General features: G+C 60.3%; 17 protein-coding genes. 8 read left to right on the forward strand and 9 right to left on the reverse strand.

The window, feature by feature from the left end:
- Positions 1-121: 121 nt before the first annotated feature.
- Complete coding sequence (locus K328_RS0112135; RefSeq protein ID WP_028466203.1) at positions 122-1225, reverse strand: porin; 1104 nt, start codon at positions 1223-1225, stop codon at positions 122-124.
- A 241-nt stretch (positions 1226-1466) separates the two neighbouring features.
- On the opposite strand from K328_RS0112135, the gene K328_RS0112140 reads away from it, so the two are divergent.
- From K328_RS0112140 to holA, 4 genes are all read left to right on the forward strand, one after another.
- Positions 1467-2090, forward strand: coding sequence for a DUF3576 domain-containing protein (locus K328_RS0112140; RefSeq protein WP_245577511.1), 624 nt, complete (start codon positions 1467-1469; stop codon positions 2088-2090).
- A gap of 95 nt (positions 2091-2185) precedes the next feature.
- A complete protein-coding gene (leuS, locus tag K328_RS0112145; protein ID WP_028466205.1) occupies positions 2186-4747 on the forward strand; it encodes a leucine--tRNA ligase in 2562 nt (853 codons plus the stop codon).
- Positions 4740-5258 (forward strand): LPS assembly lipoprotein LptE, encoded by a 519-nt coding sequence (gene lptE / locus K328_RS0112150; protein ID WP_028466206.1) that lies wholly within the window; start codon positions 4740-4742, stop codon positions 5256-5258. The genes leuS and lptE overlap by 8 nt, the downstream gene beginning before the upstream one ends.
- A gap of 12 nt (positions 5259-5270) precedes the next feature.
- Positions 5271-6311 carry a DNA polymerase III subunit delta gene (gene holA / locus K328_RS0112155; protein ID WP_028466207.1) on the forward strand — a complete coding sequence of 347 codons (1041 nt, stop codon included), beginning with the start codon at positions 5271-5273 and terminating at the stop codon, positions 6309-6311.
- A 5-nt stretch (positions 6312-6316) separates the two neighbouring features.
- Here the strand turns inward: holA and K328_RS23775 are convergent, their stop codons facing one another.
- The 5 genes from K328_RS23775 to mnmE all read right to left on the reverse strand — a co-directional run bounded on the left by K328_RS23775 (position 6317) and on the right by mnmE (position 12158).
- A complete protein-coding gene (locus K328_RS23775; RefSeq protein ID WP_084608265.1) occupies positions 6317-7381 on the reverse strand; it encodes a ParB/RepB/Spo0J family partition protein in 1065 nt (354 codons plus the stop codon).
- Positions 7378-8205, reverse strand: a complete 828-nt coding sequence (locus K328_RS0112165) for a ParA family protein (protein ID WP_028466208.1) — start codon at positions 8203-8205, stop codon at positions 7378-7380. The genes K328_RS23775 and K328_RS0112165 overlap by 4 nt, the downstream gene beginning before the upstream one ends.
- Positions 8177-8851 (reverse strand): 16S rRNA (guanine(527)-N(7))-methyltransferase RsmG, encoded by a 675-nt coding sequence (rsmG, locus tag K328_RS0112170; RefSeq protein WP_084608266.1) that lies wholly within the window; start codon positions 8849-8851, stop codon positions 8177-8179. The genes K328_RS0112165 and rsmG overlap by 29 nt, the downstream gene beginning before the upstream one ends.
- Complete coding sequence (gene mnmG / locus K328_RS0112175) at positions 8817-10679, reverse strand: tRNA uridine-5-carboxymethylaminomethyl(34) synthesis enzyme MnmG (protein ID WP_036553964.1); 1863 nt, start codon at positions 10677-10679, stop codon at positions 8817-8819. The genes rsmG and mnmG overlap by 35 nt, the downstream gene beginning before the upstream one ends.
- Positions 10680-10796: 117 nt before the next feature.
- Complete coding sequence (mnmE, locus tag K328_RS0112180; RefSeq protein ID WP_028466211.1) at positions 10797-12158, reverse strand: tRNA uridine-5-carboxymethylaminomethyl(34) synthesis GTPase MnmE; 1362 nt, start codon at positions 12156-12158, stop codon at positions 10797-10799.
- A 102-nt stretch (positions 12159-12260) separates the two neighbouring features.
- Between mnmE and K328_RS23780 the strand changes: the two genes are divergently transcribed.
- The 4 genes from K328_RS23780 (at position 12261) to K328_RS0112200 (ending at position 16553) form a co-directional block, all read left to right on the forward strand.
- Complete coding sequence (locus K328_RS23780; protein WP_036553967.1) at positions 12261-14288, forward strand: thioredoxin domain-containing protein; 2028 nt, start codon at positions 12261-12263, stop codon at positions 14286-14288.
- Positions 14285-14773, forward strand: coding sequence for a methylated-DNA--[protein]-cysteine S-methyltransferase (locus tag K328_RS23785; RefSeq protein ID WP_036553970.1), 489 nt, complete (start codon positions 14285-14287; stop codon positions 14771-14773). Before K328_RS23780 ends, K328_RS23785 begins: the two co-directional genes overlap by 4 nt.
- An 88-nt stretch (positions 14774-14861) precedes the next feature.
- Positions 14862-15560 (forward strand): dienelactone hydrolase family protein, encoded by a 699-nt coding sequence (locus K328_RS0112195; protein WP_028466212.1) that lies wholly within the window; start codon positions 14862-14864, stop codon positions 15558-15560.
- Positions 15561-15578: 18 nt separating this feature from the next.
- Positions 15579-16553 (forward strand): quinone oxidoreductase family protein, encoded by a 975-nt coding sequence (locus tag K328_RS0112200; RefSeq protein ID WP_028466213.1) that lies wholly within the window; start codon positions 15579-15581, stop codon positions 16551-16553.
- A gap of 72 nt (positions 16554-16625) precedes the next feature.
- Here K328_RS0112200 and rho read toward each other — a convergent pair whose 3' ends face one another.
- The 3 genes from rho to hemE form a co-directional block, all read right to left on the reverse strand.
- Positions 16626-17888, reverse strand: coding sequence for a transcription termination factor Rho (gene rho, locus K328_RS0112205; protein ID WP_028466214.1), 1263 nt, complete (start codon positions 17886-17888; stop codon positions 16626-16628).
- A gap of 206 nt (positions 17889-18094) precedes the next feature.
- Complete coding sequence (hemJ, locus tag K328_RS0112210; RefSeq protein WP_028466215.1) at positions 18095-18529, reverse strand: protoporphyrinogen oxidase HemJ; 435 nt, start codon at positions 18527-18529, stop codon at positions 18095-18097.
- Positions 18530-18555: 26 nt separating this feature from the next.
- The gene (gene hemE, locus K328_RS0112215) at positions 18556-19587 is read right to left on the reverse strand and encodes a uroporphyrinogen decarboxylase (RefSeq protein WP_028466216.1); all 1032 of its coding nucleotides are present in this window, start codon (positions 19585-19587) and stop codon (positions 18556-18558) included.
- Positions 19588-19849 lie beyond the last annotated feature (262 nt).

Here is a 19849-nt window from a genome sequence, read left to right on the forward strand (position 1 = left end):
CAGTGATCTGTATAACAAGGACGTTGTGAGTTCCAGAGGGCAAGCTGCTTGTGGAAGAGATAGGCAAAAGAAAAGGGGCCGCGCGAGGCGGCCCCTTCCCATAGTCCCTAACCCGTTTGGATTAGAAGGACACTTTCATGCCGACGACGAAATAGGTGCCGTCGGTGTCGCTGTTACCAGCAGAAGCGGTGTTCTTGGTGCTGAGTTCGGTATAACCGAGCGTGGCAGCAGCGGTGACACCCGGGCCCAGAGCGTACTTGCCGTTCAGGGAGTAGGTGTCATGCTCGCCGTCGTTGGTGATCACACCAGCGGTGGTGATCGCATCGCTCTCGCCATGGAACCAGTTGACGCTGACGCCCCACGGACCGGTCGCATAAGCGGCGCCGAGGGTGTAACCGGTTTCTTCGTCACCAGTTGTGGTGCCTTCGCTGGCAGCATAAGCGCCACCGAGGGAGAAGCCGCCGAAGCCAGCGGTAGCACCGAAGGAATAAGCAGACGGATCTTCAGCGCCGGCCACACCATCGGTGAACGCACCGTAACCAGCGGACAGGCCGACGTTGAAGCCGTCGAAGTCGCGCTTGAAGTTAGCAGCGATGGCATAACCATCGGACACTTCAGAGTTGCGATCAACGGTGCCGTTGTCATCCTGGCCGGATTCCGGAATGTAGGAAACACCGAGCTGGAAGCCTTCAACACGCGGTGTGTAGTAGGTCAGCTTTTCGGAGTCGTTGGTCCGGTTCGGCTCAACATTGGTGGAACCGAACGGGCTGCGGAAGAAGCCGCCGGAAGCACCGATTGAGTTCGGAACCCACGCGGTCTGGTCACCGGAGTTGATGCCGATGCCGTAGTCAGACGGACCGTAGTTCATCTTGTACAGCGCGGAGTTTTCAGAACCCAGGTTGATCTCACCAAAGTTGCCTTTGACGATCAGGTAGGATTCATCGATCTGGTCGCCAGGGTTGCTGTTGGCTTCCAGCTGGACATTGACGCCGACAGAGATGCCGTTGTCGAGGGTGGTCATGCCCTTGAAGTGGATTTCCGCATCAGAGACGTTAGCGAAGCCCTGATAATCAGCGGAGCTTTGGTCGTCAGCTGTCGTGTAGCCGAACCACTGTTCCATGTAACCACCAACGGACACTTTAAGCTTTTCAGCAGCGTCCACAGACGGCGCAGCGATCATGCCAGCGGCAACAATCGCAGTCGTTCCGAGAAGAATCTTTTTCATCTTTTCCCCTACTCCCGAGAGTCATCGGTTAAGTAACGCGGTAAGTTGTTTGCAGAGAATCTGCCTAACCCCCTAACCTCACGTCACAGCATCACTATTCTCTCACCATTTGACCGTCAAGAAAGACAGGCTGGGCATTTATGCAAATCTGTCTCAATGTGGCGAAAATGCCACAAATCGATGGCTGCGCTTGTATTTATCGGGATTCTTGCATGCAGAACCGGCGTGATCATATGTCAAGTTGTTCACGGGCAAGAGAAACGGTAAAAGGCGTCTCGTCCGTATCGAAACGCGAGTGCGAGTCTTGGCTGATATGAAAATTCCGGGTCTTCTGGAGCTAAACAAGAGCCTGCGCCTGCTGGCGCTGCTTGGGATGGCATCCCTTACGGCATGTTCAGGTGCTGATATCGAATACGAATATCCGCGCACTGGTGCCGGAGGAAGACCAACCTACGAAAAAGAAGAGAAGATCTTCGGCGAGGATGGCTTCACCCTGCTTGGGAGCGATGTGGACAACCAGCAGGCTTCTGCCGGGTCCGGCATTGCCGTGAACAGCTACCTCTGGCGCGCATCTCTCGACACGATCTCCTTTATGCCATTGGCATCGGCAGACCCGTTTGGTGGTGTCATCATCACCGATTGGTATTCGCCACCGGACACGCCGAGCGAGCGCTTCAAGATCAATGTCTTCATCCTCGACCGCGCATTGCGGTCCGACGGCATAAGGGCCAAGGTCTTCAAGCAGAAGCTCACGGCATCCGGCCAGTGGCAGGATCTGGGCACGGAAGAAAAGCTGCACAGAGACCTTGAGGACGCGATTTTAACGCGGGCGCGGCAACTGCGCATCGGTTCCACCAAGAACTGATCACCCTCGTCAATATGAGTTTTGGCACCGGCACGCTCATGTGCCGGACCATTACAGAAGATCAGGCGCAGAGCGCCACCGACCAAGGCTAAAAGATGTCCCGTTACAATTTCCGCGAAACCGAAACCAAATGGCAGCGCGCCTGGGAAGAGAACCGCTGCTTCGAAGTGACGGAGGACCCGGACAAGCCGAAATATTATGTGCTTGAGATGTTCCCCTACCCGTCCGGGCGCATCCATATGGGACATGTCCGGAACTACACGCTCGGCGATCTCGTTGCCCGCTACAAGAAAGCCAAGGGCTTCAACGTCCTGCACCCGATGGGCTGGGACGCCTTCGGGCTTCCGGCCGAGAATGCGGCTTTCGAGCGCGGCGTCCATCCGGCAAAATGGACTCACGAAAACATCGCCTCGATGCGCGAGCAGCTCAAGACCATGGGCTTGTCCTACGACTGGCGCCGCGAGATCGCGACCTGCGATCCGGACTATTACCAGCATGAGCAAAAGATGTTCATCGACTTCTACAAGGCGGGCCTCGCCTACAAGAAGGAAAGCTGGGTCAACTGGGATCCGGTCGAGAACACCGTGCTGGCAAACGAGCAGGTCATCGACGGCATGGGCTGGCGCTCCGGCGCGCCTGTCGAAAAGCGCCTGCTCTCCCAGTGGTTCCTGAAAATCACGGAATATGCCGAGGACCTGCTGCAGGCTCTTGAAGGTCTGGACCGCTGGCCGGACCGGGTCACGCTGATGCAACACAACTGGATCGGCAAATCCGAAGGCGCCCGCGTCTTCTTCAAGCTGAAGGATGCGGACGACAAGCTTGAGGTCTTCACCACCCGGCCGGATACGCTCTACGGCGCTTCCTTCTGCGCGATCGCGGCGAACCATCCGATCGCGGCCAAGGTGGCCGAAAACAATCCCGCACTGGCCGAGTTCATTGCCGAATGCAACCGCATGGGCACCAGCGAGACCGAAATCGAAACCGCCGAGAAAAAGGGCTTCGATACCGGCCTCAAGGTCACCCATCCACTGGACGACAGCTGGGAGTTGCCGGTCTATGTCGCGAATTTCGTGCTCATGGAATATGGCACCGGCGCCATCTTCGGCTGCCCTGCGCACGACCAGCGCGATCTGGACTTCGCCCGTAAATACGATCTGCCTGTGACGCCCGTGGTGCTTCCGCCGGAAGCCGATGCCGATAGTTTCGAAGTCGGCACCGAAGCCTATACCGGCCCCGGCAAGATCTACAATTCAGACTTTCTGGACGGCTTGTCCGTCGACGACGCAAAGTCAAAAGTCGCCGAGCGCCTTCAGGGTGCCGGACAGGGTGAGAAAACCACAACCTATCGTCTGCGCGACTGGGGCGTATCCCGTCAGCGCTATTGGGGCTGTCCTGTTCCGTTCATCCACTGCCCCGATTGCGGCGAGGTTCCCGTTCCGGAAGCCGACCTGCCCGTTGAGCTGCCAGAGGATGTCGATTTCGAAGGCACCGGGAACCCGCTGGACCGGCATCCGACCTGGAAGCACGTCACCTGCCCGAGCTGCGGCGGCAAGGCCGAGCGCGAGACCGATACATTCGATACATTCTTCGAATCCTCCTGGTACTTCGCCCGTTTCGCGGACGCCAAGGCCGAGAACGCCTTCTCCAAGGAAGCGGCCGAATACTGGCTTCCGGTGGATCAGTATATCGGCGGCATCGAGCATGCGGTCCTGCACCTGCTCTATTCCCGCTTCTTCACCCGCGCACTCCACAAGTGCGGCTATCTCGATCTCGACGAGCCGTTTGCCGGCCTGATGACCCAGGGCATGGTCTGCCACGAAACCTTCAAGGATCAGAACGGCGCCTGGTTGTTCCCGACCGAGGTCCGCAAGGAAGGCGACGGCTACGTCACGATCAAGGACGATGCGCCGGTGAAGACCGGGCGCATCGAGAAGATGAGCAAGTCGAAGCGCAACGTGGTCGATCCGGAAAACATCATCGGGTCCTACGGCGCGGATACGGCACGCCTGTTCATGCTGTCGGACTCACCGCCCGAGCGGGATCTGGAATGGACGGAGTCCGGTGTTGACGGAGCCTGGCGCTATCTGAGCCGTCTGTGGCGCCTGATCACCGAGCCGGCAAAACCTTTCGCCCCGCATGGAACAGCCCGCCCGGCCGATATTGGTGCCGCGGCGGAAGCGGCCGAGCGCGCGACCCATAAAGCCATCAAGGCAATCGAAGAGGCCGTAGAACGGTTCCGCTTCAACACTGCGGTCGCCCAGGTTCGCGAACTCAGCAACGCTCTTGCAGAGCTCGATGGCGACGATGACGGCTCGGCCTGGGCGCGGCGCTTCGGTTATGAAACGCTGGTCAGGCTGATCGAGCCGATGGTGCCGCATATCGCCGAAGAGCTCTGGCAGCAACTCGGCGGAGACGGCATGCTGACGGACCGGCCCTGGCCGGTCTTCGATGAAGCCCTCGTTACGGACGACACGCTCACTATCGGCGTTCAGGTCAACGGCAAGCTGCGCGGCACAATCGAGGTGGCACGCGATGCTGACAAAGCACTGGTTGAGGAAGCCGCACTGGCCGTCGAGAATGTGCAGAAGATCCTCGAAGGAAAACCGCCGCGCCGCGTGATTGTGGTGCCGAACAAGATTGTGAATATCGTTGCCTAGATCGCTGACAGCCCTTGCCGTCCTTCTGGTCCTGACCCTCGGCGCCTGCGGGTTTCAGCCGGTTTACGGCACGCGGAGCGCGGGCGGCACGAGCAGCAGCGTCACAGTCGATCTGGCCGCCATCAAGATTTCTCCAATTGCAGACCGTGGCGGCCAGTTGCTCCGCAACAGCCTGCAGGACAAGCTGACACCGCGGGGCGTTCCGGCCCGGGCCCGGTACCGGCTGGATGTAAGCCTGACCGAAAACCGATCCGACCTTGTGATCCTGAAGGATTCCACCTCGACCTTTTCCAAGGTCCGGTTTGTCGCGGACTTCACTCTTGTAGATCTGACAGATGGACAGCCGGTGAATAGTGGTCGGGCTGAGTCCACCACCACCTTCAACCGGGTGGATTCCGATTTTGCCATTCTCGCGGCGGAAAAGGATGCACGGCGACGGGCCGCCGATGAAATCGGCGAGGACATCCGGCTTCGCCTCGGACTCTATTTCAATCGTATTCGCGGCAGCTAACCCGGACAGGCAATGAAGCTGAAATCGAACGAGATTGCCGGTTTCATCCGCCGCCCGCCGGATAGCGTCGGAGCCGTTCTGATCTATGGAGCGGACGGCGGTCAGGTCCGCGAAGTCTCCGATAGAATTGGCAAAACCATCGTCGAGGATCTGTCCGACCCGTTTCAGGTCGCTGATCTTACGCCGGAAGTTCTGAAGGATGAGCCAAGCCGGATTGCCGATGAGGCAGCCGCTATTTCCCTGACCGGTGGACGTCGGCTGGTCCGCTTGCGTGGCGCGACAGATACGGTAACCGCCGCTGCGGAACTGGCGCTGAATGCCGAAACCGGCGACAGCATGATCATCGTCGAAGCCGGCGCCCTCGAGGCACGCTCGAAGCTGCGCAAACTTTTCGAGACAAGCAAGAGCGCGGCCGCCATCCCCTGCTATCTCGATAGTGGAGCGGGACTGGATGCCGTGATCCGCGAAACCCTCAGCGCTTTCGACGTCCGGGCCACACCGGATTCCCATGCCTACATGATGGAGCATCTGGGTGGCGACCGGCGGGTCACCCGGTCCGAGCTGGAAAAACTTGCGCTCTATGTCGGCAAAGGCGGCGAAGCTAGCCTCGAGGATACGCAGAGCATGGTCGGGGATAGCAGCGCCCTCGCCCTGGACCAGATCGCGATCGCGGTGGCCAGCGGAGATATAACAGCCGCCGACCGTTTGCTTCGGCGGGGCTATGCCGATGGACTTAATCCGGTGGGCGTGCTCAGAGCGGCAATCCGGCATTTTCAGCGCCTGCATCGGGCCGCTGCGCATATCGCCGCCGGCGAAAATGCAGACCAGGCCGTACAGAGACTGAGACCGCCAATATTTTTCGCCGTGAAGCCGGCTTTCATGGCGCAGCTCCGCTCCTGGCCAATTCAGCGGCTTCGGCTCGCTCTGACCAGGCTTTCCGAGGCTGAAACGCTCTGTAAGTCCACAGGAACGCCGGATCTGTCTGTTGCGGGGCAGACCCTGCTGGGGCTTGCTTACAGTGCCGCCAGAGGGCGTCCTAGAGGGGCGCGATAACCGGTTCAGGCCGGTTTCGCCGTATCGCCCTCTTCCATCAGGTCGCTGAAGTCTATGGAGTTGCCATCCGCACCGGCGATTTCGTTCGCTGTCTCCTGATCATAGTCCGGGACGTCCGCCAGAAACCCGGACATGGCCGGCGTACTCATGTCGGCGGACACCGTCCGGGGCGCGCTCATGATCGCCAGCAGCGAGTCAAGTTGCTCCAGGGACTCATACCGGATCATCACCGCGCCCGACTGACCATCGACGCCCGCGGCGATTTCCACATGCAGTCCAAGCTTGTCCGAGAGGTCTTTCTCCAGCGCCCTGGTATCGGCGTCTTTTTCGATCGACCGCTTTTGCCGGGCCTGACGTGGCGTCGAGGACGAAGCCGGCTGCCTCTCCTTCTGCACCAGACGTTCCGTCTCGCGTACATTGAGTTGGCGCCGGACAACTTCGGAAACCAGTGCCGCCGGATGCTCCGCCGTCAGCAGAGCCCGGGCATGACCGGCGGAAATATCCCCTTCTTCGAGATGCGCTCTGACCTCTGCCGGTAGTGCCAGGAGACGCATCATGTTTGCGACGTGACTCCGGCTCTTTCCAACGGCTTGCGCAACATCGGACTGGGAGTGACCGTGACCGTCCACGAGGCGTTGGTAGCCCTCCGCTTCTTCCAGCGGACTGAGATCCTCGCGCTGCACATTCTCGATGATCGCGATCTCGAGTGCTTCGCGGTCATCGAACTCGCGGATCTGTGCCGGGATCTCATGGAGCTGCGCACGCTGGGCCGCCCGCCAGCGTCGTTCGCCGGCAATGATCTCGAAAGTGCCGTCCCGGTCCGGGTCCCGCCGCAGCAGGATCGGCTGGATGACACCCTTCTCGCGAATGCTCTCCGCAAGCGCCTCAAGCTCTTCTTCATTGAAAATGCGGCGCGGCTGGAAACGGCCCGGGTGGACATGCTCGATCGGCACCGTCCGACTTTGCTGCATCCGGTCGACCGAGCCGGATTCTGAACCATCCTCGCCAAGCAGTGAGGCAAGTCCCCGTCCGAGACGGCGTTTCTTGGCGTTGCCCTCTTCCGTGCTCACGCGGCAATGCTCCTTTCGCGCTTCATCACCTCGCTGGCCAGATGGATATAGGCCTGCGAGCCGGAGCAGCGCATATCATAGACAATCACCGGCAGCCCGTGAGACGGAGCTTCCGAGATCCGCACATTCCGCGGGATCACCGTCCGGTAAACCTTGTCCCCGAAATGCTCCCGTACATCCTCGGCGACCGCAAGCGAGAGATTGTTGCGGCGGTCGAACATGGTCAGCACCACGCCCTGGATTTCCAGGTCCGGGTTGAAAGCCTGCCGGATCCGCTCGATGGTCCGCATCAGCTGGCTCAGACCTTCCAGCGCATAGAACTCGCATTGCAGCGGCACCAGCACCGCGTCGGCCGCGACTAGCGCGTTCAGGGTCAGCAGCCCAAGCGAGGGCGGGCAGTCGATCAGGATATAATCATATGTGTTCCGGCCGGCGGCGAGATGCCGGACCAGAGCTTCCCGGAGGCGGAACTCACGATCTTCCATGGTGACCAGTTCGATCTCCGCGCCGGACAGATGGACGGAGGACGGAACAATGGAAAGCCGGGGAACATCGGTTTCCGTGATCGCTTCGGAAATCGGCGAAGCGCCAATCAGGACCGAGTAGGAGTCATTCTCACGATTATTGCGCGGCACGCCGAGTCCGGTGCTCGCATTGCCCTGCGGATCAAGGTCGATCACCAGGACCTTTTTCTGACAGGCCGCAAGCGCGGTCGCGAGGTTGATGGCTGTCGTAGTCTTGCCAACCCCGCCCTTTTGATTAACAACCGCCAAAATCCGGGGCGCTACGGCTGCATCACCCCTCAGCACCATTGCTTCTGACATATGATATGCCCTCCAAGCGCAAGAGACATCCCTCGGGGTCCGACCAGCTCGGGGTGAGGGTTTCAGCCATATTCCACCTTTCCCGTGCAGTAGTCAATTCCTTCTGGACAGCCCTACCCTTCAGGAAGAGGCAACACCCGTCCTCCTTGAGGTGTGGCTTGGAGTAGTCGAGTAATACATCGACAGTCGCAAGAGCACGCGCCGTGACTACATCTACATCTAGTGGCTCGAGTTCCTCAATCCTACAAGAGTGAACCGTCGCCTGGGCTCCGCAGGCCCGCGCCACTTCCCGCAGAAAGACCGATTTGCGCTGATCTGATTCACAAAGATGCACGTCCCGCGCGCCCATGATCGCGAGGACCATGCCGGGGAAGCCAGCCCCGCTTCCAAGGTCGAGAACGCGTGTGTGATTTTGGGGTAACTCAGGAAAGACCTGCGCGGAATCCAGAAAGTGCCGGCGCCAGATATCGGCGAGTGTGTTTTTGGATACCAGGTTGATGGCTCGCTGATATCGCTCGACCATCTCTGCGTAGATTTTCAGCCTATCCAGCGTTTCACGTGAAACGCCGGCGCGGGCGGCAAACTCTTCAGGATTCACGGTGTCTCCGTCTTCAAGCGGCGTCTTGTTTAGCCAGACGCCGGACATACCGCAGGAGCAGGATAACGGCTGCGGGCGTCACTCCGTCAATCCGGGCCGCCTGCCCGATGGTACGCGGCGCCACCTTGGTGAACTTCTCGCGCACCTCGGTGGAGAGGCCGGAGATAAGGGCATAGTCGAGGTCCGCCGGGATCTCCAGCGCCTCGTCCCGGCGATAGGCCGCAACGTCTACCTCCTGCCGCTCTATATAACCGGCATACTGCGCGTCGATTTGCACCTGCTCGGCTACTGCCGGCTCCAGAGCGCCAAGATCCGGCCAGAGCGCAACGAGCGCATCCCAGCCGACGGTGCGATACCCAAGCAGATCGTAGGCACTGCGCCAGACGCCATCCTGATTGATCTTGATTCCGGCTTTCTGCAGCGCGTTTGGTGTATCGCCGAGCCTCAGGGCAAGTTCCCGACCCTTCTGAATCGCGCCACGCTTGACCTCGAAGATCCCGGCCCGCTCCGCTCCGACACAGCCTATTTCCATGCCCTTCTGCGTAAGCCGCTGGTCCGCATTATCGGCCCGCAACCGCAGCCGGTACTCCGCGCGTGAGGTCAGCATGCGATAGGGCTCGCTCACCCCCTTGGTCACCAGATCGTCGATCAGCACACCAATATAAGCGTCCGCACGATCCAAAACGAAGTCATGCTCCTGGCCGCCGGTGCGGAGCGCGGCATTCACGCCGGCCATCAAGCCCTGCGCGGCCGCTTCCTCGTACCCCGTCGTGCCATTGATCTGCCCGGCAAAATAAAGCCCGGGGATCTTCTTGGTCGCCAGAGTGTGGGAAAGCTCGCGCGGGTCCACATAATCGTACTCGATGGCGTATCCCGGACGGATAATCCGGGCATTCACCAGACCCGGGATGGTCTTGAACATTTCCGCCTGAACATCGGCCGGTAGCGACGTCGAAATCCCATTCGGATAGACCGTCGGATCATCAAGTCCTTCAGGCTCAAGAAAAATCTGATGCTGAGAGCGATCCTCGAACCGGACGACCTTATCTTCTATAGAGGGACAGTAGCGCGGCCCAACCCCCTCGATCCGTCCGCCATACATCGCCGAACGATGCAGGTTGTCGCGGATGACCTGGTGCGTTTCAGGGTTCGTATAAGTGATGTGGCAGCTGATCTGCGGCACCGCGATGCGGTCCGTCAGATAGGAAAATGGCTCGGGCGGATCATCCGCCTTCTGCTCCTGCAGACCCGACCAGTCGATTGTCGTTCCATCGAGCCGTGCCGGGGTTCCTGTCTTGAGGCGACCGAGCTTGAAGCCAAAGCGCGCCAGGGTCTCGGCAAGCGCAACAGCCGGTGCGTCACCGACGCGGCCAGCCGGGCGACGTTCCTCACCCAGATGAATCTCGCCGCGCAGGAACGTCCCGGTCGTCAGCACAACGGCACCGGCTTTGATCTCCCGGCCGCCATCGACAACGATCCCGGTAATCTCACCGGACTCGTTCAGGAGCAGGTCTTCAACGGAAGCCGCTTCGATCGTCAGGTTGTCCTGATTTTCAAGCAGGTCCCGGATTGCCGCGCGATACAGCGCCCTGTCCGCCTGGGCCCGCGGGCCGCGAACGGCCGGGCCCTTGCTCCGGTTCAGCATGCGGAACTGAATGCCCGCCCGGTCGATAGCGCGCCCCATGATGCCGTCCAGCGCATCCACTTCGCGCACGAGGTGCCCCTTGCCGAGCCCCCCGATTGCCGGGTTGCAGGACATCTCTCCGATAGTCTCGATCTTATGGGTGGCGAGAAGCGTGCGAGCGCCCATCCGGGCCGCTGCTGCGGCCGCTTCGCAGCCTGCATGGCCGCCGCCAACGACTATCACGTCGTACATCGCGTCCGTCTCCGGATCAGTGCGGAAAATATGTAGCCCAAAATGCTGTGACGCCCGGCAAAAGGCAATCTCTGTTTCGCGATATCCGCTCTGCATGTTTCACGTGAAACAGAGGCTCTATTTACCGATGCAGAACTCCGAGAACACAAGATCGAGGATTTCCTCGATATCAACCGCTCCCGTCACACGTCCCAGCGCCCGCGCCGCCAGCCGCAAGTCCTCAGCCACGAGACCGTATTCCACATCAAACTCATCCGCCTCAAACGCACATTGTCCGAGCGCGCGGCGCAAATGCTCCAGGGATTCCGTCAGCCCTTCACGGTGCCGGGCCCGGGTAAGTGCCGGTGCTTCACCCAGATCCATCAGGATCGCCGCTTTATCGGCGATCATCGCCAGAAGCCCGTCCATGCCCTCACCCGTCGCCACGGAAACCGCGACACGGTCTTTATCAAGTAGGCCTCGTTCAGCCTCGGAAAGCACATCAGCTTTGGTCGCGATCAAGATCCGTTCGGCATTTCCGGAGACCGGCTCCGCCTCATCTTTCTCCCTGGTAGACCGCGCGTCCGCCAGATCGAGGACCAGGTCAGCCGAATCCGCCCAGGCGCGTGCCCTGCGAATGCCCTCGGACTCGATAAAGTCCGCCCCTTCTCGAAGTCCTGCCGTATCCGCTACCAGGATGGGATACCCCGAAATGTCCAGATGGATCTCGATGATGTCGCGTGTCGTACCCGCTACGTCGGACACTATCGCTGCATCCCTTTTGGAGAGCCAGTTCAAGAGGGAGGACTTACCGGCATTAGGGGGGCCTATAATGGCCATACGCAGACCGTCTCGAAGGCGCTCCCCCCGCCCGCCATCGTCCAAATGAGCCGAAATCGACGCATCAAGGTCATACACTTGGCCCCGGATCCCGTCCCAGACCTCTTTCGGCAGATCTTCGTCCGGAAAATCGACCAGCGCCTCGATATGGCCGAGCACCCGAAGCATCCGTTGCCGCCAATCCTGGTACAGCGCGCCCAGCGCGCCCCGACTCTGCCGCCGTGCCTGAAGCCGTTGGGCCTCCGTCTCCGCATCCACCAGATCGGCGATGCCTTCCGCGGCTGTCAGATCCATTTTGCCGTTGAGCACCGCACGGCGGGAAAACTCGCCCGGCTCAGCCATCCGGTATCCCGGCTGGGCCGCCAGCGCCTTCAGCATCGCGGACTGCACGGCGCGGCCGCCGTGCATCTGATACTCCACCACATCCTCGCCGGTAAAACTGGCCGGGCCCGGAAAGGCCAGAACCAGACCGTCATCAATCGCGCCTTCACCATCCGAGACCGTCGCCCGCACAGCCATCCGCGGCTCAATCCCGATCAGGCCCGTCAGGCGCCGCAATCCCTCGAATGCCGCCGGGCCGGAAACCCGGAACATGGAGACACCCGCCCGCCCCGATGCCGTGGCAAGCGCGTAAATCGTCTCTTCCGTCGATCCGTTCATCCCGTTCCAGACTCCCGTGCCACACGCAGCGCTGGACCTCATAGGTCGCAGCCCTCACCTTGAGCTTGAGAACAATACCAACCCCGACCCGGATGCTGCCCCATGCGCAACGAGCTCGACAAGGAAACCAGCCCCTATCTGCTGCAACACCGGGAAAACCCGGTGCATTGGCAGACCTGGTCGGAGGACACCATCGCCATGGCGCGCCGGGCGGACAAGCCGATCCTGCTCTCCGTCGGATATGCCGCCTGCCACTGGTGTCATGTCATGGCCCACGAAAGCTTCGAGGACCCCGATACCGCAGCGGTGATGAACGAGCTGTTCATCAACGTCAAGGTGGATCGGGAGGAACGGCCGGATCTCGACATGATCTATCAGACCGCGCTCGCCATCACGGGCCAGCAGGGCGGCTGGCCGCTCACCATGTTCCTGACGCCGGAAGGCGCGCCGTTCTGGGGCGGCACCTATTTTCCACCGGATCAGCGCTATGGCCGGCCGGCATTCCGGGATGTGTTGCGCCAGATCGAAGGCGTCTACCGGGAGGACCCCGGACGCGTATCGAGCAATGTTACGGCCATCGCGCAACGTCTGGAGACCGTCTTTGCCGGCAACCCCGGCACGCGCATCCCGCTGGAGGCCGCGCCGGACGTTGCCGCCCAGTTCCTCTCCCAGCATGACCCGGTCTATGGCGGGATCGGCGATGCACCGAAATTCCCCCAGCCGACCATCCTGAAATTCCTCTGGCGGACAGGCCAGCGCACCCAGAACAACCAGATGCTGCAGGCCGTGCGGACCTCCGTCACCGCCATGTGCGAGGGCGGGATCTACGATCATCTGGGCGGCGGTTTCGCCCGCTATTCGACCGATGCGGAATGGCTGGCCCCGCATTTCGAGAAGATGCTCTACGACAATGCCCAGCTTGTCTCCCTGATGACCGAGATGCAGCGCCAGGAGCCAAACCCGCTCTATGAACAACGTATCCGGGAGACAATTGACTGGCTGTTCCGGGAAATGATCTCGGACGGCGGGGGCTTCGCCTCCGCCCTCGACGCGGACAGCGAAGGCGAGGAAGGAAAGTTCTACGTCTGGAGTGCGGAAGAGATCTCCGAAAGCCTGACGGAAGCCGGGCTCGACGCGACGCTCTTCGCGGAACATTACGACGTCACGCCCGGCGGCAATTGGGAAGGCACGGTGATCCTGAACCGGCGCCACCGCAAGGGCCCCTTCCCCGAAGAGATCGAAGCCAAACTACGCGCCGCCCGTCAGCATCTGCTGACCCAGCGCGACAAACGCATCCGCCCAAGCTGGGACGACAAGGTGCTGGCCGACTGGAACGGCCTGATGATTGCGGCGCTCGCCGATGCGGCAATCCTGCTCGGAGAGGTGGACTGGCTAGCCCGGGCCGAAGTCGCCTTCGCCTTCATCACAGAGCATATGGAGAAAGACGGGCGATTGCTGCATTCCTGCCGGAACGGACAGGCAAAGCATGCGGCCACCCTGGACGATTATGCCAACATGATCCTCGCCGCCCTTACCCTCGAAGCCGCGACCGGAAAGCCCGCGTACCTGGCGAAAGCGGAGACATGGGTTTCCGTCCTCGATCGGCATTTCCGCGATCAAAAGGACGGCTCCTACTTCTTCACGGCCGACGACCAGACGGATCTGATGCTCCGGACCAAGACCGCGATCGACAATGTGACCCCGGCCGGGAACAGCACACTGGTCGAATGCCTCGCCCGGCTCTGGCTCTTGACCGGAAAGACGGCCTATGCAGAGCGGGCAGACACCCTGACAAAAGCCTTCGCCGGATCCTTCCAGCAACAGCCACAGGGCTTTCCCGGCCTGCTCAACGGCATGGAATGGCTCCTGCATGGCCGGCAGATCGTCATTGTCGGCGATCCGGAGGCAGCAGAGACCAAAGCACTGGCCCATAGCGCCCGCACCGCCGGACGGGCCCTTTCGACCGTGCAAATCATCCGGGACGGCACCGCGCTTCCGGAGGATCATCCCGCCCACGGCAAGGGACCTGTCGATGGCGCACCCGCCGCCTATCTCTGCGTCAACCAGGTCTGCTCAGCGCCGGAAGTTGATCCGCAAGCGTTCCAAACCGCCCTTGAGGCCCGGCCATGAGCGCGCCCCATCAGCACAGCTTCAACAGCCCCATCGGCCGCATTCACCTGACCGAAGAGGGCGGAGCCATCACAGGCCTGACATGGGTTTCACGTGAAACACCTGCACTTCATTCCGACAACGCAACAACCAATCTTATGGCGGAAGCAGAGCGTCAGATACGTGCCTACTTCGCGAAAGAACGCCGGAATTTCGACCTGCCCCTGGCTTTCAATCGCGGCTCCGCTTTCGAGCAATCGGTCTGGCGGGCCATGCAGGAAATCCCCTTCGGCACGGTCTGGACCTACGGCGATATCGCGGACCATGTCGGCGGTGTCGCCCGGGCGGTGGGCGGTGCCTGCGGCTCCAACCCGATCCCGCTGATCATCCCTTGTCACCGGGTGGTCGGCAGCAATGGCAAACTGACCGGGTTTTCCGGTGATGGCGGCATCGCCACCAAGCAGCGCCTGCTCGACCATGAGTCGGACCAGCTCTCTCTGTTTTGACGGACACCCATGCCGCAACGGAGCGTGGACACGGGATCGCCCGCACGCCTAGTCTCTCGCCAATGACAGCTTTGGAGGGAGGCATTCAATGGCATATGTGACAGTCAAAGCCGCTGACGGCGGCTCTTTTCAGGCCTATCACGCGGCGCCCGCAGGCGGCGGAAAAGCCCCGGGCATCGTCCTGATCCAGGAAATCTTCGGCGTCAACAAGGTCATGCGCGACCAGGCGGACGCCTATGCGGCCGAAGGATATCACGTGCTCTGCCCGGATGTTTTCTGGCGCATCGAGCCCGGCATCGACATCACCGACCAGAGCCAGGCCGAATGGGACAGGGCGTTCGCGCTGTTCAATGCCTTCGATGTGGACAAGGGCGTTGAGGACCTGAAGGCCGCCCTCGCCCATCTGAGGACCATGGACGGCTGCAGCGGCAAGGCCGGGTCCGTCGGCTATTGCCTCGGCGGTAAGCTCGCCTACCTGATGGCCACCCGGTCCGACGCCGACTGCACTGTCAGCTATTACGGCGTTGGTCTGGATGATCTTCTTGGAGAATCCTCCAATATTACAAAACCCTATCTGAACCACATGGCCTCCGAGGACGGTTTCGTCCCGAAAGAGGCGCAGGCGAAGATCAAGGCGGGCCTGGCAGACAATCCGCAGGTCACACTGCATGTCTATGACGGCCAGGACCACGCTTTTGCGCGTCAGGGAGGCGCGCATTACGATGCGGCGGCGGCCAAGACGGCCAATGCCCGCACCACGGACTTCTTCAAAACCCATCTCGGCTGAAACAAGGGAACAAGAAACATGGTCAAGGCAATCCAGTTCAAGACACCGGGCGGTCCGGAAGTTCTCGAAATGACCGACATCGATCTCGCGGCCCCGGCCGCGGGTGAAATCACCGTGCGGCATACCGCGATCGGCCTCAATTTCATCGATACCTATCACCGCAGCGGACTCTATCCCCTGCCGCTTCCCGCCGGCATCGGCATGGAAGGTGCCGGCGTGGTCGAGGCTGCCGGCAGCGCCGTGTCCGACCTCAAGGTCGGCGACCGCGTGGCCTACGCCTCCCCGCCCCCGGGCTCCTATGCCGAGGCCCGCAACATCGCCGCCGACCGCGTCGTCAAGATCCCGGCCGGTGTCGAGGACCAGACCGCCGCCGCGATGATGCTGAAGGGCATGACCGCGCAGTACCTGATCCGGCAGATCTACAAGGTCAGCAAGGGCGACACGATCCTGATCCATGCCGCGGCCGGCGGCGTCGGCCAGATCGTCAGCCAGTGGGCCAACCATCTCGGTGCCACCGTCATCGGTACTGTCGGCAGCAAGGAAAAGGCGGAAATCGCCAAGGCCAACGGCTGCCATCATCCGGTGCTTTACAATGACGAGGATTTTGTTGAGCGGGTGAAGGAGATCACGGACGGCAAGATGCTGCCGGTGGTCTATGATTCGATCGGCGCGACGACTTTCGACAAGTCCCTCGATTGCCTGCGTCCGCGCGGCCTGATGGTCAGCTTCGGCCAGGCCGCCGGCCCGATCCCGCCGGTCAATCTCGGGGTTTTCGCACAGAAGGGCTCGCTCTTCTTCACCCGGCCGACGCTGTTCAACTACATCTCGACCGCTGAAGATCTGCGCGCGACGGCTGGCGATTTGTTCGATGCAGTCTCCTCAGGCGCGGTGAAGATCCATATCGACCAGACCTTCCCGCTGGCAGAAGCCAAGGCTGCCCATGAGGCTCTCGAGGCACGGAAGACCACGGGTTCGACCATACTGATCCCGTAGGATCCGGTCTCTGGACAAACAAAAAGGGCGGAGCCTGGAGGCTCCGCCCTTTTCTTTGATCTTTATGGCCGGTCAGGAATTCATGGCATCGAAGAAATCGTGGTTGTTCTTCGAGACCTTGAGCTTGTCGATCAGGAATTCCATGGCATCGACGGTGCCCATCTGGGTCAGGATACGGCGTAGCACCCACATCTTGTTGAGGGTCGCACGATCCACCAGAAGCTCTTCCTTCCGGGTACCCGAACGGGTGATGTCGATGGCCGGGAACGTCCGCTTGTCGGCCAGCTTGCGGTCCAGGATGATCTCGGAGTTACCCGTACCCTTGAACTCTTCGAAGATAACTTCATCCATTCGGGAGCCAGTATCGATCAGCGCGGTCGCAATGATCGTCAGCGAGCCGCCCTCCTCGATATTCCGGGCCGCACCGAAGAAGCGCTTCGGCCGCTGCAGGGCGTTCGCATCCACACCACCGGTCAGCACCTTGCCCGAGGACGGCACCACCGTGTTGTAGGCACGTGCCAGACGGGTGATGGAATCCAGCAGAATAACCACGTCGCGCTTGTGCTCGACAAGGCGCTTTGCCTTCTCGATCACCATCTCCGCGACCTGGACGTGGCGTGACGCCGGCTCGTCGAAGGTCGAGCTGATAACCTCGCCCTTCACCGAACGGTCCATGTCGGTCACTTCTTCCGGCCGCTCGTCGATGAGCAACACCAGGAGATAGGCGTCCGGATGATTTTCGGCAATCGCATGCGCGATGTTCTGCAGCATAACCGTTTTACCGGTACGCGGCGGCGCCACGATCAGACCACGCTGCCCCATGCCAAGCGGTGCGATCAGATCGATCACGCGCGTTGTGGCACCCTGCTGCTTGTTCGTGGGATCTTCGAGCTCAAGATTGAGCCTTTGTTCCGGATACAGCGGGGTCAGATTATCGAAATTGATCCGGTGGCGAACCGCGTCCGGATCTTCGAAATTGATCTGATTGACCTTGAGCAGCGCAAAGTACCGCTCGCCGTCTTTCGGTGCCCTGATCTGCCCCTCGACCGTATCGCCGGTGCGCAGCCCAAAGCGCCGCACCTGACTCGGAGAGATGTAGATATCATCCGGACCCGGTAAGTAATTCGATTCAGGCGATCTTAAGAAGCCGAAGCCATCCGGCAGTGTTTCAAGAACACCTGTGCCGTAGATCGGTAGATCGTTATCAGCTAATTGTTTAAGAATAGCGAACATCATGTCCTGCTTGCGCAGAACACTTGCGTTCTCGATCTCCAAGTCTTCCGCAAATGCGAGAAGATCTTGAGGTGTCTTCGATTTCAGCTCTTGAAGATGCATCGTCCTGTCGATGATCAGGTATAACGAATGTTTTGAGAGTTCGGCCTCATGAGCAAGCCGCACGAGTGTGCTGGTTAGAGCAGACTTTTATTATTCGTTCTTGTGCGGGAAAGACCTGACGCAGCGCCCTAAGGCGATCAGCGCTGATTTCAATTACAGTGCTTCAGCGCTTAATGTCAAACCCGAATATTTGAGAAAAATGGAATTCATCCGGAAAACGGCTTCACGATTACCATGATCACGATCACGATCAGCAAAATCGTCGGAACTTCATTCGCTATGCGATAGAAGCGTTCGCTATGCGGATTTGCATCCGCAGCGAATTGCCGTCTCCAGCGCGCCAGTCCGCCGTGAAAAGCGGTCATGATTACGATACAGGCAAGCTTCACATGCATCCACGGCTCCGAGAGATAGTCCGGAACCAGAACCAGCATCCAGATACCGAATATGAACGTCGAAATCATCGCCGGGTTAATAATCGCCCGCAGCAACCGTCTTTCCATCACCTTCAGGGTTTCGGAGAGCTCGGAGCCAGCCGCGGCGCCCACGTGATAGACGTAGAGACGCGGCAGATAAAACATCCCCGCCATCCAGGCGACCATGCTGATCACATGAAGAGCCTTGATCCATTCGTAGCTCATGCGCGCATCTCTCCCTGCAAGTAGCGTCAGCGCCCGGCGCGGACCTGCCGGACAAGCTGTTCCACGTGTTCAATCGGCGTGGTCGGCAAGATGCCGTGCCCGAGATTGAAGATAAATGGCTTCGAGGCTGCCGTCGAAAGGATGCTCTCGACTTCTGCTTCAAGCCCGGCCCCCCCGGCAAGCAAGGCAATTGGATCGAGGTTTCCCTGGATCGGCATCCGGGTCTGGATGTTCTCGACAGCCCACCGGAGCGGCATCGCTGTGTCGACCGCGACCGCATCGACACCCGTTTCCTCGATATAGTCGAGATAATGGGCCCCGGCCGCGCGCGGAAATCCAATGATCGGCAGATCCGGATACTGGGCTTTTACCGCCGAGACGATCTTCTTTGTCGGCTCCAATACCGCCATGCGGAATAACCGCGATGACAACACTCCGGCCCAGGAGTCGAAGAGCTTGAGGACTTCAGCCCCTGCTTTCGCCTGACCGAGAAGATAGATAATCGTGCCCTCGACCACGATATCGATCAGCTCCTGAAAGCCTTCCGGATCCGAATAGGCCCAGCGCTTGGTCGCTGCGTAATCCTTACTGCTTCCACCTTCGACCATATAGGTGATCACGGTCCAGGGGCTGCCCGAGAAGCCGATCAGCGTGGTTTCGGCAGGGAGGGCGGCCCGAACCCGCGAGACGGTCTCATAGACGTTCCCTACGCGCTCTGAGAGGCCATTGATATCGAGACTCTTCAGCGCTGCACGATCTGTCACCGGTTCGAGAACGGGACCCTTGCCTTCGACAAAGCGCAGAGGCTGACCGAGACCGTAAGGCACGATCAGGATATCGGAAAACAGGATAGCGCCATCCATGCCAAACCGGCGGATCGGCTGCAAAGTCACTTCCGCCGCCATCTCCGGATTGAGGCAAAGATCGACGAAAGATCCGGCTTCTGCCCTGATCGCCCGATATTCCGGCAGATACCGTCCAGCTTGCCGCATCAGCCAGATCGGCGGGATTTCCGCTGTTTTTCCGGCGAGCACATTCAATAGAGCTTTATCGGTCATCGATTGCCTGTCCGTTTGGTGATAAGCGCGCCACTCCTATCAAAGAATCTTATTATAAATAAGTAGGAAGTGGTTGTAGTGGTGCTGTGAGTCCTGTGGATTACCGTTTCAGCACAGGTCATCCACAGTTCTGTTCTGCCGGAAGCATACAGGGCTGGATCGGGGACAAGGAGGGGTAAAAACGTCGCAAGGCCCCGGTATCTATCACACCGGGTTATTGTGAATAGCGGGGATATCTTGTCGCCGCTGGGCCGGATGGGAG

Origin of the sequence: Nisaea denitrificans DSM 18348, assembly GCF_000426505.1 — a bacterium.
In the GTDB taxonomy this organism is placed as follows: domain Bacteria; phylum Pseudomonadota; class Alphaproteobacteria; order Thalassobaculales; family Thalassobaculaceae; genus Nisaea; species Nisaea denitrificans.